The sequence below is a fragment of the Sporocytophaga sp. genome (assembly GCF_017745095.1).
Classification (GTDB): Bacteria; Bacteroidota; Bacteroidia; order Cytophagales; family Cytophagaceae; genus Sporocytophaga.
On the sequence record NZ_JAGHZZ010000008.1, the window covers coordinates 352002 to 365361 of the forward strand.

A 13360-nucleotide genomic window follows, 5' to 3' on the forward strand; every position below is an offset into this window, starting at 1 on the left:
CTGGATCTGAGGTGACAGAGGTGACAGAAGCAACAAAACTTATAAAGAAGGGAAAGGATTAAACCTTAGGCGGTTTAAAGGTTGAAAGTGATACTTCTAAAAAATAATCCCTTTTATAAAAAGAGTAATAGAATGTTTCCTTTTTGAAAGTCCTAAAATTCAATTCAAAAGGAAAGGTAATAGTGAAAGTCAGTGGAGGATAATTGTGATGGTAAAATGGCAAATCCGGATTATTGGCATCATGCGCATGACTGCTTCCATAATGCATTTTCAAAAAATCCACAAAACTGAAATCTCCAGAGGCTGTTTTCTTGTGTTCCAGATAATGACTTATCAAAGAGGGCACTTTAAAAACCTCCTCCATATCGTTGCAAAACAATCCTCCTAGGAAAAGAAGCATTGCCATCGTTATGGATATAAATGATTTCATTTCCATAAAAATAAGATATTTTTTTAATACTCAGGAAATCATTTTTCAAACCATTTTCAGACACCCATGTTCAGAAATACACAATTATTTTATAATCAAACCTTAGGGAAGATCATAAAAAAGGCTCAATGCGTTTACAAAGAGCCTTTTTTCAATAAATCAAATTCAGAATACTATTCAATTTCTACTGTAAAGTTAACATCCACATCCGTTGAGCCAAGTAGTTCATTTCCATTTCCTGATTTAGGCTTTTCTTCTCCTTGATGTTTAAGGATTACTTCAAGACTTCCTATACTTGGCTCTCCCGTTTTGACTATGTTTTTAAGACCTATAGGTACCCCATTTTTATCTGCATCATCATATGAAACAGTGAGGTTTGCATTTTCAACTTTAAAGAAAAACTGATGCTCATCTCCTTCTTCTCTAACCTCATTGGAGATAGTATCTGCAGGAGTTTTCGATTCATCCAGCAAAAAAATCTCTGCTGAATAAGTTGTATTTGCTTTCAACCTCATTGTCTCAACGAATGGAGAAAGTGAAGTTCTAAGCCCCTGCATCTGTCTGAAAGTAACTTTGGTCTGATCTGTAGAATTTGCAGTATTAGTGAGAAGTACCTGTACCGTTGTGATCATTTCATTTTCATTAGGATTCTCAGGATTAGCAACATTTCCATCATCTTTTTTACAAGCAGTTAAAGATAAAGCAATGCTTAAAAAGAATAGAATTGAAAGATTATTAAAGTTCATAAATTTTAAAGGTTTAGAAATTATTTTTTAGATAAATCGAAAGGGACTTTTAACCTTACCACAAAATTTCTTCCGGGTTCGTCAGTAAAGTATCTGAAGGCATCCAGATAATCCCTGTACTTTTTATTGAGAAGGTTATAAACAGTAATTGTAAAATAAAGCTCTTGTTTACCTGCCATCACTCCAAAGCCTGTTTCCAATGACCATAGGGTATATCCTTTAGGTGGAGCTTTAAGATCCTGATCAGAAGGAACATTTTTCTTCTGAAGCACTATTGTATTCCCTACTTTCAAATAGGCTTCTTTTAAAGAAGGAATACGATTAAAGGAATACTTCAATCCATTTTCCATATTAGCAGGAGGTGTCAGAATAATATTTTCCCTAGCTTTTGTATTATATGCCCTCAGTAAAGATAGCCTTGTGCTGAATATAAAATGTTTGCTTAATGAATCATTAAAAGTTAAATCAATACCTGTAAACATAGCATCCGTCTGGACATACCTGAAGACAGGGGAAGTCCCACTTATTAATGATTCAAATTCAGGAACGTAATTAATTCCGGAACTGTCAAGCTCACGACCAGGAACCAGATAGATATAATCCTTTATATAATTGTTATACAAATTAACTTCTCCATAGATTTTCTTAAACTTATAATCAAATGTAAGAGAAGTATTATATGCATATTCGGAATTAAGCTTCTTATCTCCCTTTTCAATTCTGCCGGTACCGTGATGTAGACCATCGCTGAATAGTTCGCTAACAGCAGGTGGTCTGAAACATGTACCTATGTTCAGCCTAACTTTCAGATGATCGTCAATTGTTTTAACAGCACCTATTGTTCCTGAGATATTAGAAAAAACAAATGAAGGAGAAATAATAACTCCATTTTCATACTTATAGATACGCATCCATTTATAATCATATCGCAAGCCCCCTTCTAACTCAAGACTTTCGAACTTTCTCCTTTCTGTAAGAAAAATACCTCCTGCATAACTCCTGAAATTAGGAATGAAAGATCTAAAACGAACAGTATTGGCTTGCTGAATAAAACTAAGCCCCCACGTACCAGAATACTTTTTAAAATAGTTCTGATTCAAATAGACTGTTCCTGTATACGTCGTTATTTTAAACCTTGACTGAGGACCATCTTTAAGCTGATCCTTATATGGTCTGTGCTTGTCATATTCAGATCTATCGTTAAACTGACGGGCAAGGATTAACTCCAAATTACTTTTGTTATGAAATTTCCGAAAAGCATGCAACCGTCCAAGTTCATGATAAATCTCTTGATATGGCCTTTCTATAGCGTAGCTAAAACCTGAAGTTTCAAGAGGCACAGGACTCTTAATAGCCCTTATAAGATCGTCCCGGTTTCCAATATGAGAAGCTGAAAGTATTCCTATCTTCGAATTGAATTGACTATAAAATATATCAATGCCCCATTCTTCTCTTTTGTAACCTGCAGCCCAGGAGAAGTTCTGTTCTCTAAAGGCTGTGTTTCTCATATAATAATCTGGAGTTTTCGAATTACCTGCATATTTTAAGGTTCCTTGAACTCTAAAGCTTAAACCTTTGACTTGCTTCACACTATAGTCAATGATACCAGAAACAACACCTTCTCTGTTATTTGAAAATCCGGCAAGGTTAAATTCACCACCCACTCCGCTTTTACTGCGCAGAGGTCTGGGTTCCACAAGTATTACTCCACCGATTGCATCAGAACCATATAAAACACCAGAAGCACCTTTAACGATCTTAATCTTATCAGCAATAAAGGGATCAATTTCAGGGGCATGCTCTGAGCCCCATTGTTGTCCTTCCAGTCTTACACCGTTACTTAGGATCAGCACTCTGTTTCCGTACATTCCCTGAATAACAGGTTTGAAAATTGATGGACCGGTTTGTAATGTATTAACTCCTGCAATCCCCTTAAGAGATTCACCTAAAGAAAAGCCTCGTGTTCGATCAAGCGCTCTTCCTGAAATTTCCTGCACACTCTGACTACTTTCATAGACAGGCTTTGAAGATGTTATTATTATAGATTCCAGCAAACATGAATCCGAATGAAGAATGAAGGTTTTATAAAGATTCTCATTCAAATCGAGGGTTTGGACAATAGTTTTATAGCCAAGGAAAGTAACAGTAATCTTATATTTCCCTTTACAAAGGTTTGTGAAATGAAAATGACCAACATCATCTGAAACAGTACCTGCACCGCCATCAATAACAATCATGGCACCAGGTAATATAGTATTGGTTTCTCCGTCTTTAACGTCTCCTTCAAGCCTGAACCTACAGGTATTCGCATTAGCTGAATCTACCTGAGCGCAGACCATAGAGGAAAACAATAAAAGAGCGAATACCAAAAGTATCCTTACTTTCATTTTCCTGAATGAATAATAAAATAGTGTGTAATAGAAGAAATTAAATACTCATATACAGAGTATTCAAAATAAAGAAATGAAAATCAACAAACAGGAGGAGCTCTTCCTGACTTGAAAAAAGTAGTATTATCAAGGGAGAAAACAATGAAGTTTCCCTTTAAATCAAGATGCTTATGCAGGAATGATAAAGTATGATTATCCTGAAAGAAAACATCATGATAAAGATCAATTGAACAGACCTTACACTTTTCCTTTGTAACTCCTATGCTAAGTTCCTTTGAGGATTTCTCACTATGATGGTGGAGATAATTAACTGCCACCTGAGTAAACAATATGCTTATCAGGATTAAAAAGGGAAGAATTTTATATTTAAGAAATTTTTCCAAGCAGTCAGGATAAATGATAACTATACAAATATATACAATAAACTTCACCATCCAACTTCTTGAGATACATTAAAAATTTGTATAAATCTCTTTTCAAAAAATGCTGATTATAAAGGCTCCAGGATTTTTTTTATTCATTTTATGGCCGTTTTCTGTTCTAACATGTTATTAAAATATACTCCCGGAAGAACAGAGGGAGTGTTTTTACGGCATGAAAAAAGATACCGAACAACCTGAGGAAAACATCCCGGAAAAGAGCGAAAAAAGCAAAGGTAATTTCTTTCGTACACTCGGAGAACTAACAGTATTCACCTCTCGTTTCTTCGCATTGGTATGGCATCCTCCTTATGAGCTGGATGAATTATTCACTCAAATCTTCAGACTTGGCTACAAGTCTCTTTTCCTGGTAACTACTACAGCCTTCATTATTGGCTTTGTAATGTCACTACAACTATACCCCTCCATGAAGACCTTTGGGGCCGAAGATTTGATACCCAATATGGTGGCTATCGCTGTTATAAGAGAAATTGGTCCAGTGCTTACAGGCCTTATCTGCGCAGGCAAAACGGGATCCGGAATAGGTGCAGAGATAGGATCCATGAAAGTTACAGATCAGATAGATGCAATGTCTATATCAGGTGTCGACCCTTATAAATATCTGGTTGTAACAAGAGTTTTGGCAATGACTATAACCATGCCATTCCTTGTGATCTATTCTGCAGGACTATCTCTTATTGGATCCTATGTGGCTGTAAACATAACCGATGACATGAGTGTCACAATGTATATCAACTCAGCATTTGACTATATGTACTTTTATGACTTTGTACCATCCATTATTAAAGCGTTTTTCTTTGGATTTACAATAGCTATGGTTTCATGTTTCTATGGTTACAGGGCTGACTATGGAACTGTCGGTGTTGGAAAAGCTGCCAATGCGTCGGTTGTCATTTCCTCATTGATAATCTTTTTTCTTGACATGCTGGCTGCTCAGTTGTCGCATTATTACCAATCAAATTTCGTATGAAGGAGAATGTCATTGAAGTGAAAGACCTATACAAATCCTTTAAGGGAAAGGTGGTTCTTGACGGAATAAATATAAGCTTAAAGAAAGAAGAAAATTTATGTATCATTGGAAAATCCGGATCTGGAAAGTCGGTTCTACTTCGATCTATAATAGGATTGTTTGAACCAGATTCAGGCTTTATCAGTGTCTTCGGAAAAAATCTAGATGACCTGCATGAAGATGAAGTCATTTCATTGCGCAAAAAAGTTGGGTATTTATTTCAGGAAGGAGCGCTCTATGACTCAATGAATGTAGAAGAAAACCTTGCCTTTCCTCTTAAAAGACAACCTCATCCTAAATCACATAAAGAAATTAAAGAAGCTGTACGCCTTGCACTTCAAAGAGTAGGATTATTAAGTTCCATTAACAAAATGCCACAGGAACTTTCCGGTGGGATGAAGAAAAGAATAGCACTGGCACGTACATTAATTCTTGAACCTGAGGTCATTTTATATGATGAACCCACCACCGGACTCGACCCTGTAACATCTAAAGAAATAATAGAGTTAATATTAGAGATGAGGGCCACCAATGGAATTTCGGCCATAATAGTGACGCACGATATGTATTGTGCAAGACTTACTGCTGACAGGATATTGCTCCTGAATAATGGTAAGATGGATGTGGAAGGATCCTTTGAAGAGTTGAAGAGATCAGATCAAGAGTGGGTAAGGGCTTTCTTTGAATAAAGAAGATGAAAAAGAAAAGGATATTAGACAGAATAAAGTTAGGGGTTTTTATGCTGGTGGGAATTGTACTGCTTACTGTACTAATCTTTTACATTGGTTCAAATCAGCAAATGTTCGGAACAAAAAGAAAACTTATTGCAAACTTTAAGAACGTAGGTGGTCTGAAGGAAGGTAACTCTGTAAGATACTCAGGAGTGGAAATAGGTGCAGTTGAATCGATCCAGATTATATCAGATTCGAACATACGGGTAACTATGGCAGTCGATAAGAATTCTTCTGAATTTATTAAAAAAGATTCTAAGGCCAGCATAAGTAATGAAGGGTTACTAGGAACCAAATACGTAAAGATATCTCCAGGAACTCCCGAGGAGTTAAGTCTTGGCAGTGGTGAAGAAATTTCCACCACAGAGCCATTGGATCTTGACAGATTATTGGCTGAGTTAAATCAAATGGGAACCAATGCTAAACATATTACTAACAACATTAATACCTTAACCGAAAAAATCAACAATGGTGAAGGAACTCTGGGAACTTTGCTCACAGACAAACAACTATTGAATCAGGTTCAGGAGATGGTTCTTGCCTTTGAGCAGACAGGAAAAAAAACAAAACGGGCATCAGAGAATATGATCCAATTGACGGATAGTCTTAAAGTTGCCAGTGGCAATGCTATAACTGCATCATCCAATATTGTTTCATTCTCCGCAAAGCTGGATAATGATAGCAGTACACTTGGTAAGTTCATCGCAGATACTGTCATGGCTCAGAACGTGGACAAAACCATGGGTAAGATAAATACAGTGGCCGATGATGTAGGGCTCACAAGTTGCAGAGTAAGAAATAGCTGGATTATACGCTTGTTTGGTAAAAACGATTAATTCACTGGTAATCTTTTGGTTTCTTTAATCCGAAACCTTCCTGATTGCTATTAATGTTTAAATTAGTAAATGAGGGATAGATGAACAGACGAAAAAAACAACAGGTAAAAGAAACCTTGACGCTAAGTCTGGGGGCAATAGCTGCTGCAGGGGTAACTGCAGGCCTTGTATACTTATATAAGAAAAACGCTGAACATTGGCTTCCACTTGACGTAGCGACCAACGTTGACCTTCAAAAATATTCCGGAGACTGGTATGAAATTGCGCGTCTTCCAAATAGGTTTGAGAAGCATTGTTATTCTTCCAAAGCCAGCTATTCAATTAATGAAGATGGAACCATTAAAGTGGTGAATTCTTGTCATATCGATTCTACAGGTGAAACTAAATCTGAAGAAGGCATTGCTTGGCCTAAAGACGCATCTGATAATGCAAGACTAAAAGTTCAATTCTTCTGGCCATTTACAGCCGATTACAATATCATTGATGTTGATCCTGATTATCAATATGCTTTAGTTGGTACTGAATCAAGGAAGTACTTATGGATTATGAGCAGGAAACCTGAACTTGACCTTGAAACAATTAAAAGCTTGGTGGAGAAAGCCACACAGCAGGGATTTAACACTCTTGAACTAATTTTCGCTAAAAATACATTCAGTTAATTTTAAGGCAGGATATATTTATCCTGCCTTTCCATTAACACTTATTGTAGTATGAGGTTGTGTAAAGACATTAAACCATTAGTTCCATGATTCGCAAAATTGTTTGTCCAACTGATTATTCCGATAACTCAATAAATGCAATCAAGTATCTTAAAGATTTAGCGGCATTAAGCAATGCCACTATTGAACTCGTACATGTACAAACACCTATACCTCATCACTTATCGGAAGAGACGGAAGACTTACTTCAAAATATCAAACATGAAAAATTGGTACTGTGGGGAAATGTAACAGATGAGATCGTAAACGAAATTACTAAAACACATGCGGACATAGTTGGGATAAGTAGCTTAGGAAAAAATAAAGAAGAAAATTTCTTCATCAGTAAAGTTACTTTATCAATTGTTAACCAGTCCAGCTTCCCTATTTTAATTATCCCTCCAGATGCAAATTTTCAAAGCTTTAACAAGTTCCTTTTTGTGAGTCATTTAAAAGATCAAAACTACCTTAGTTTCCGATGGATTGCAGAATTTATCCGTCCATATTCAGGAAGATTTGAAGTATTATATTTTGCAGAAGAGAGGCTTAAATGGTTTGAGAAAAAAGAAGTAGCCGCAAACTTCGAAAGTCTCCATCACTCATTGAAAACCCCGCCTATTGATGTCCATATTAATGATTGCAAAAATATTCTTATACGATTAGAAACCTTTGCAAGAGAACAAAGAGCTGATGTAATATGTATAGAAAAGTCAAGCAGAATATTTCAGATGATCATTGAACAAGATAACATTGACAGAATGCCATGTTGCACTGATACACCCATCCTGATTGTTCCAACAATATGATGTAAAAGTTAAAACTTATCAAACAAATGTAACCACTGAAGGATCTGTCTGAAAATCAAAAAATGATCTATTACGGTTTTCTGAGCTCTGTGCCCTAAGACTTCTCTCTTTTTAGGCTCTTTAAGGAGAGTATTCAGAACATTTGCAACCTCTTCAGGATCTTTAGGATTTTTAACAATTTTCCCCTGGATATCATCCATAATCTGCTCATTGATACCACAAGTATACCCTCCGATCACGGGTTTCTTTTTCCACATGGCTTCTGTTACAGTTAACCCAAATCCCTCTCTGATAGAGTTCTGAACGACTACTGAAGCACAAAGCTGAAGGGCATTAACAATTAGGTGATTCTGTTTTCTCGACTCCATTGGTAAATTCAATATTACAATATCCCTTTGCAATGCCGGTGGAAGACTTTTATAATAATCAATAATTTCTTTTAATACTTCTTCACCCTCCGGATCATCTGAAACATAAGTCGGATCAGGACCTGCCAATACTAGCTTAAGCATCTCCAATCGTTTGCTATGTCTGTGATTAAATTGATATGAACCATTAGTCTTAATTAACTCAAAACCTTTTATCAATTCCAAAAACCCCTTTAACCTGTCCCACCGACCTACCTGCAATGCAAATGGCTTATACAATAACCCAGGATCAGAGGGTGTAAATGGCCGGGAAAATATTCCATCTGGGTGAAGACGTTTGGCCATATTGCCGAATGGTGGTGTAAGAACCGCCTGATAAGGCCTTGCCAATCCTGAGTTACTAAGAATACCAACAGTCTTATGAATTGAAAGGTATCTGTTTTTATGATCCAAAGGATCAATTGTGGGGTGCATCACAGAAGCTCTCCCTGATAAATGACCAGGAATATATGCTGTAGCAGAAAATACATTAAAATTATAAAGTTCAGTATATGGACGAAGAAAGTCCCATGCGTTTTGTGTCTGCTCTGTATGCTGATCTATTCCTATATGACATCTCCAGATAAACTTTAAAGGAAGTTGTCCTTTCAAATATTTTATCATACCAGCAGGTTGTGGATCATGAATCACCACAATATCATGAGGTTTTAATAATTTAAGCAAGGCTTCTGCATTTTCTTTATTTACCTGCTCGTACAATGCTCTTTCTTCTTCATATACAAAATCACAACAAACCCCGTGAATAAGATTATGAAGTTTTTTGGTAACATTAAAGAATTCCTTTTGATCAGATCCTGTAACTACCCATTCTGTATCAATACCGATCTGCCTAAACAAACTTATAAGTCGAGGCATCATTTCAGCTACACCCCCACCCTGGGCAGTTGAATTGATCATCCAGACTTTCCTTCCCTTCAGTTTTGGAACCAATACACATGCTTCACTTTGCAGCGCCCTTAATCCGGGAGAAAGCGTTGCATATAAGTCATAATCATCCAGCTTTACCCCTATATTTACTTCAATCGTTTTTATCATCTGAATAGCAATGCGGCAATTCTACCTTTATCATTAAAATACCCTACGACTGTTCAAATGTTTAGCAATCAGTTTCCCTGAAAATACGTATACCAGTATATAAAAAATATATATTGCAAAATACTATCATAACCAAACCGTTACATAGAAAATCTGAATTATGAATTACTCTACTGCTTCAAGTTTAAAGTTTTCGGAAGAAAAATCGAATGTTTTTCCATTGGTACTCCTTTTGTTATTTATGGGAGTATGGCTATGGACATTGATTGACACTTCAGATATAAACAATTGGTTTCTTGAAAATACACTGACCTTCATATTCGGTGCTATATTGCTTCTTTCATACAAAAAATATAGACTCTCAGATCTTAGCTATACATTCATTTTTATATATCTTAACCTTCACGTTTACGGAGCAAAATACACCTATGCTGAAAACCCCTTTGGCTTTTGGCTTCAGGAAATTTTACATACATCAAGAAACCATTATGATAGGATCGTTCATTTTAGCTTTGGTTTCTTACTTGCATACCCTATGCGGGATCTTTTCAAAAACACATTTGAATTTCCTGACAAATATTGCTGGCTGCTTCCTGCTGAGATAACATTATCTTTTAGTGCAATGTATGAGCTCATAGAATGGGCTGTTGCAGATCTTTTATTTCCGTCGCAGGGAGCTGCCTATTTAGGTTCGCAAGGAGATATTTGGGATGCACAGAAAGACATGGGACTTGCTTTCTCCGGAGCTATCCTTATTTTGGTAATAGTATTTATTTGTCAAAAAATATTTAGTAGGACCTCAAAACAACATTTATAAAAAATTTCAATGTGATATAAAAAGCCAAGCAGACAGCTGTTTTGGCTTTTTGTTATAAGTTTTTAAGATACACTTTAAAGGTAGTACCAACTCCTTCTGTGCTTTGAAGTTCAATTTTGCCACCGGAATTTTCTATTATCCTTTTGATGATATACAACCCAATTCCGCTGCCCTCCACGTGCTGATGAGCCCGTTCAAACATATTAAAAATTTTATGCTGATTCTCCGAACTTATCCCCAAACCATTATCTGAAATAGTAAGTAATACAAAATTATCGGCAGATTCGGTAGACAAATGTATCTCTGGTCTTCGCTCAGAGGAAGAGTACTTCAGTGCATTTGAAAGAAGATTATAAATAATACTCCTTAAGTTTTTTCTGGAATATTTTATAGTATCTACTTTAAAATCTGTAACAATAACAGGATCATTACTAATCTTTATAAGCTCCCTTATATCAAGAATAACTTCATTATACATTTCGGAGAAAGTAAGTACTTCCGGCTCTAGATTGCCCACTCTCTGAACTTTGCTAATTTCTGTCAGATCCTTAATTGTAGTTTTAAATCTTTCAATGGAAAAAAGCATCATATCAATTAAAGACTGCTGCTCTTCATTAAATGAACCATCCATCATGTAAGCCTGCAGAAGTCCCTCAATGTTAGAGATCGGAGCTTTAAGATCATGAGATGCCGTATATATAAAATTATCAAGATCATTATTAATCTTTAATAGTTCTACATTTCTTAACTCAAGACTTTTCCGGCTATCTGCAAGTTCTTTTTTAGCCATTTCCTCTTCAGATATATCCTGAATGATTCCGCTAAATCTATATGGTTCACCTCTCAGATCAAAATAAGTTCTACCCTTTGCCCTTACTGTGCGCTCCACACCTGTTAAAGGATGAAGTATAGTACAAACAACATTAAATAATCCTCCAGAGCTATATTCAAAGGATTGTTTTATTGCCTCCCTGACGGCCTCTCGTTCAGAGCTTACAACATTAGTGATAGCTTCTTCCAGACTTGTTTCCGTATTCAAAGGAATACCGATCCATTCTTTTAATCTGTTATTACTTTTAAAAACGTTCGTAACAGGATTGTACTCCCATGTAGCCAATTCAGAAGATTCTATTGCAAAATGTAATTGGTCTTTACTTTCTTTAAGTTTTATTGAATTAAGAACCTTTTCAGTAGTTTCGTTACAAACAACCAATACTCCACTTATTTCCCCGGAATCACCTATAATTGGGCTATATCCAAACGTCCAGTAAACATCTTCTATTTTCCCGTTTCGGTAAATTGGTATAAGTTGATCTTCACTCCAGGTGGCTTCTCCTGTAGTCATCACCTGATTTATGAGAGGATAGATTATGTTCCAAATTTCCTGCCAGCAATTTTTTCCTTTTTGTCCAAGCGCATTAGGGTGTTTTCCATTATTACCTAAACTAGGTCGATACGCGTCATTATAAAACTGTACAAGATCTTCTCCCCACCAAATGAACATAGGAAACTTAGACAACAGTATCATAGACACCATGGTCTTGAGGCTTTGAGGCCATTGTTCTATTGGCCCTACTGAAGTTTTAGACCAATCAAACTTTCTAATGAGGGATACCATTTCTCCTTCCCCGGAAAGAAAGCCTGAATGTTTAGATTTTGTATCCGGCGAAGGTTTGGTTGCCATGGATTTAATTTATTTGATTAAAATTAAAAAATACTCAGAAAGTTATAACAACTATATCTCTCTTATATTAATAAATTAATCCAACGAAACTAAATCTATCAAGGAACCTGAACAGAAATCACATTGGATCCCAAGAAGTTTATATTAGGAAATATAAGTTTCCCAGACCCTAAATCTGTATAAGCATTTGTAAAAATCGAACTTCCGTAAGCCCTAAGATATACTATAGATCCTTTTTTAAAACCATATTTCTGTAAATCTTTTAAGCTTTTGGTAAAAGTTTCACTTTCTGAAGCAAACAAACCCTCTCCCTCTTCATTAGTAAAGTAAAAGTACTTGTCATTTATACCAAAGACTTTATCATAGTTTTCCGGTGATACGTTTGGGGACTTACTTGCAAAAATCAAATATCCACGAGGCTTCTCAGGAGTACCTGCAGGTGAAAGTTTTCCTGAGACCTTAATTTCTGAAAGAGAAGGATTAGTTGTAAATGTAAGGGTTTGTACAACAGTAGTAGACGGTTGACACAACTTAAATTTCTGATCTTTATTATTAAGGTAAAAAGGTATACTGCCACTCCCCACATTGGACACGTAATAGTTTATTACATTAAAACCATCACCGGTAAATAAGATATTTAATGGTCCTGCAGATATATAATTATAAAGAACAAACTTTCCGGAAGTATCTGCTGCAGCACTTGAATTAGAACTTTCGACAGTAGCAAATATTCTATTAGTATTGGGAAGTTCATTTCCAAATTCATCATATCCATCTACATAACCAATGATCTGATTAACTGGATCAGGGTCACGATCTGGCCTGCATGCCATTAAAACGATTAATGACAAAAAATAAATAATGTTCTTTTTCATAATATTAAACAGATGATAAAAATAAATCTCTTAAAAATAATTGCTGTAAGGAATTTCAATAAAAAAACAATATTAGTTTACTACTTCAAAAGATTCGACATCAAAATCACCATTAACAAGTGTTAAATCAATTTGTCTGATATAGGAAAAAAGAATTTCCGGAGACACATCCTTTTTAAACTTCTTAACACGGATTTTACCTACATGCTGAGGTTCTGTAATTAATAACTTTTTATCAACTGCAAAAACCGTCACTACCATATCTTTATGATTCAGATAGATCCGCAAAGAAACAGGTTCATATTGAAGAAGGTTAATCCCCATCACAGATTCAGAAAAGGCATTAAAATCCATGGTTTCATTAAAGTTCAGTGATACAGCGCCTGCCATGTCATCATACCTTGTCTCGATCTTTGGGATATGCTTTTCCATTAC

The 13360-nt window shown here is 35.8% G+C and carries 13 protein-coding genes; 6 read left to right on the top strand and 7 right to left on the bottom strand.

Translation table 11 applies throughout. From position 1 onward, the window contains the following. Positions 1 to 58: 58 nt before the first annotated feature. From J7604_RS14625 to J7604_RS14635, 3 genes are all read right to left on the bottom strand, one after another. On the bottom strand, positions 59 to 430 hold the full coding sequence (locus J7604_RS14625; RefSeq protein WP_293897076.1) for a hypothetical protein: 372 nt from the start codon (positions 428 to 430) through the stop codon (positions 59 to 61). A gap of 173 nt (positions 431 to 603) precedes the next feature. Next, positions 604 to 1176, bottom strand: a complete 573-nt coding sequence (locus J7604_RS14630) for a hypothetical protein (protein ID WP_293897077.1) — start codon at positions 1174 to 1176, stop codon at positions 604 to 606. 20 nt (positions 1177 to 1196) lie between these two features. Continuing rightward, positions 1197 to 3563 carry a TonB-dependent receptor gene (locus J7604_RS14635; protein WP_293897078.1) on the bottom strand — a complete coding sequence of 789 codons (2367 nt, stop codon included), beginning with the start codon at positions 3561 to 3563 and terminating at the stop codon, positions 1197 to 1199. A gap of 597 nt (positions 3564 to 4160) precedes the next feature. Here J7604_RS14635 and J7604_RS14640 point away from each other — a divergent pair. The 5 genes from J7604_RS14640 to J7604_RS14660 all read left to right on the top strand — a co-directional run bounded on the left by J7604_RS14640 (position 4161) and on the right by J7604_RS14660 (position 8086). Next, positions 4161 to 4976, top strand: a complete 816-nt coding sequence (locus tag J7604_RS14640) for an ABC transporter permease (RefSeq protein WP_293897079.1) — start codon at positions 4161 to 4163, stop codon at positions 4974 to 4976. After that, positions 4973 to 5704 carry an ABC transporter ATP-binding protein gene (locus tag J7604_RS14645; protein WP_293897080.1) on the top strand — a complete coding sequence of 244 codons (732 nt, stop codon included), beginning with the start codon at positions 4973 to 4975 and terminating at the stop codon, positions 5702 to 5704. The genes J7604_RS14640 and J7604_RS14645 overlap by 4 nt, the downstream gene beginning before the upstream one ends. A 5-nt stretch (positions 5705 to 5709) precedes the next feature. Continuing rightward, positions 5710 to 6582 carry an MlaD family protein gene (locus tag J7604_RS14650; RefSeq protein ID WP_293897081.1) on the top strand — a complete coding sequence of 291 codons (873 nt, stop codon included), beginning with the start codon at positions 5710 to 5712 and terminating at the stop codon, positions 6580 to 6582. An 80-nt stretch (positions 6583 to 6662) separates the two neighbouring features. Next, positions 6663 to 7241 carry a lipocalin family protein gene (locus J7604_RS14655; protein WP_293897082.1) on the top strand — a complete coding sequence of 193 codons (579 nt, stop codon included), beginning with the start codon at positions 6663 to 6665 and terminating at the stop codon, positions 7239 to 7241. Between the two features lie 86 nt (positions 7242 to 7327). Further along, complete coding sequence (locus J7604_RS14660; RefSeq protein WP_293897083.1) at positions 7328 to 8086, top strand: universal stress protein; 759 nt, start codon at positions 7328 to 7330, stop codon at positions 8084 to 8086. 8 nt (positions 8087 to 8094) lie between these two features. Here the strand turns inward: J7604_RS14660 and J7604_RS14665 are convergent, their stop codons facing one another. Further along, positions 8095 to 9549: a glycosyltransferase gene (locus J7604_RS14665; RefSeq protein WP_293897084.1), complete on the bottom strand. Its 1455-nt coding sequence runs from the start codon at positions 9547 to 9549 to the stop codon at positions 8095 to 8097. Positions 9550 to 9709: 160 nt separating this feature from the next. Here J7604_RS14665 and J7604_RS14670 point away from each other — a divergent pair, with 160 nt between their 5' ends. Further along, positions 9710 to 10366 (top strand): DUF2238 domain-containing protein, encoded by a 657-nt coding sequence (locus J7604_RS14670; protein ID WP_293897085.1) that lies wholly within the window; start codon positions 9710 to 9712, stop codon positions 10364 to 10366. Between the two features lie 52 nt (positions 10367 to 10418). Here J7604_RS14670 and J7604_RS14675 read toward each other — a convergent pair whose 3' ends face one another. The 3 genes from J7604_RS14675 to J7604_RS14685 all read right to left on the bottom strand — a co-directional run bounded on the left by J7604_RS14675 (position 10419) and on the right by J7604_RS14685 (position 13357). After that, positions 10419 to 12050 (bottom strand): ATP-binding protein, encoded by a 1632-nt coding sequence (locus J7604_RS14675; RefSeq protein ID WP_293897086.1) that lies wholly within the window; start codon positions 12048 to 12050, stop codon positions 10419 to 10421. 98 nt (positions 12051 to 12148) lie between these two features. Next, positions 12149 to 12925, bottom strand: a complete 777-nt coding sequence (locus J7604_RS14680; RefSeq protein WP_293897087.1) for a hypothetical protein — start codon at positions 12923 to 12925, stop codon at positions 12149 to 12151. Positions 12926 to 12997: 72 nt separating this feature from the next. Continuing rightward, on the bottom strand, positions 12998 to 13357 hold the full coding sequence (locus J7604_RS14685) for a hypothetical protein (RefSeq protein WP_293897088.1): 360 nt from the start codon (positions 13355 to 13357) through the stop codon (positions 12998 to 13000). Positions 13358 to 13360 lie beyond the last annotated feature (3 nt).

Excerpts from the sequence above, each read along its gene's own strand:
- J7604_RS14625 (WP_293897076.1), bottom strand. The coding sequence starts at position 430 with ATGAAATCATTTATATCCATAACGATGGCAATGCTTCTTTTCCTAGGA.
- J7604_RS14630 (WP_293897077.1), bottom strand. The coding sequence starts at position 1,176 with ATGAACTTTAATAATCTTTCAATTCTATTCTTTTTAAGCATTGCTTTA.
- J7604_RS14635 (WP_293897078.1), bottom strand. The coding sequence starts at position 3,563 with ATGAAAGTAAGGATACTTTTGGTATTCGCTCTTTTATTGTTTTCCTCT.
- J7604_RS14640 (WP_293897079.1), top strand. The coding sequence starts at position 4,161 with ATGAAAAAAGATACCGAACAACCTGAGGAAAACATCCCGGAAAAGAGC.
- J7604_RS14645 (WP_293897080.1), top strand. The coding sequence starts at position 4,973 with ATGAAGGAGAATGTCATTGAAGTGAAAGACCTATACAAATCCTTTAAG.
- J7604_RS14650 (WP_293897081.1), top strand. The coding sequence starts at position 5,710 with ATGAAAAAGAAAAGGATATTAGACAGAATAAAGTTAGGGGTTTTTATG.
- J7604_RS14655 (WP_293897082.1), top strand. The coding sequence starts at position 6,663 with ATGAACAGACGAAAAAAACAACAGGTAAAAGAAACCTTGACGCTAAGT.
- J7604_RS14660 (WP_293897083.1), top strand. The coding sequence starts at position 7,328 with ATGATTCGCAAAATTGTTTGTCCAACTGATTATTCCGATAACTCAATA.
- J7604_RS14665 (WP_293897084.1), bottom strand. The coding sequence starts at position 9,549 with ATGATAAAAACGATTGAAGTAAATATAGGGGTAAAGCTGGATGATTAT.
- J7604_RS14670 (WP_293897085.1), top strand. The coding sequence starts at position 9,710 with ATGAATTACTCTACTGCTTCAAGTTTAAAGTTTTCGGAAGAAAAATCG.
- J7604_RS14675 (WP_293897086.1), bottom strand. The coding sequence starts at position 12,050 with ATGGCAACCAAACCTTCGCCGGATACAAAATCTAAACATTCAGGCTTT.
- J7604_RS14680 (WP_293897087.1), bottom strand. The coding sequence starts at position 12,925 with ATGAAAAAGAACATTATTTATTTTTTGTCATTAATCGTTTTAATGGCA.
- J7604_RS14685 (WP_293897088.1), bottom strand. The coding sequence starts at position 13,357 with ATGGAAAAGCATATCCCAAAGATCGAGACAAGGTATGATGACATGGCA.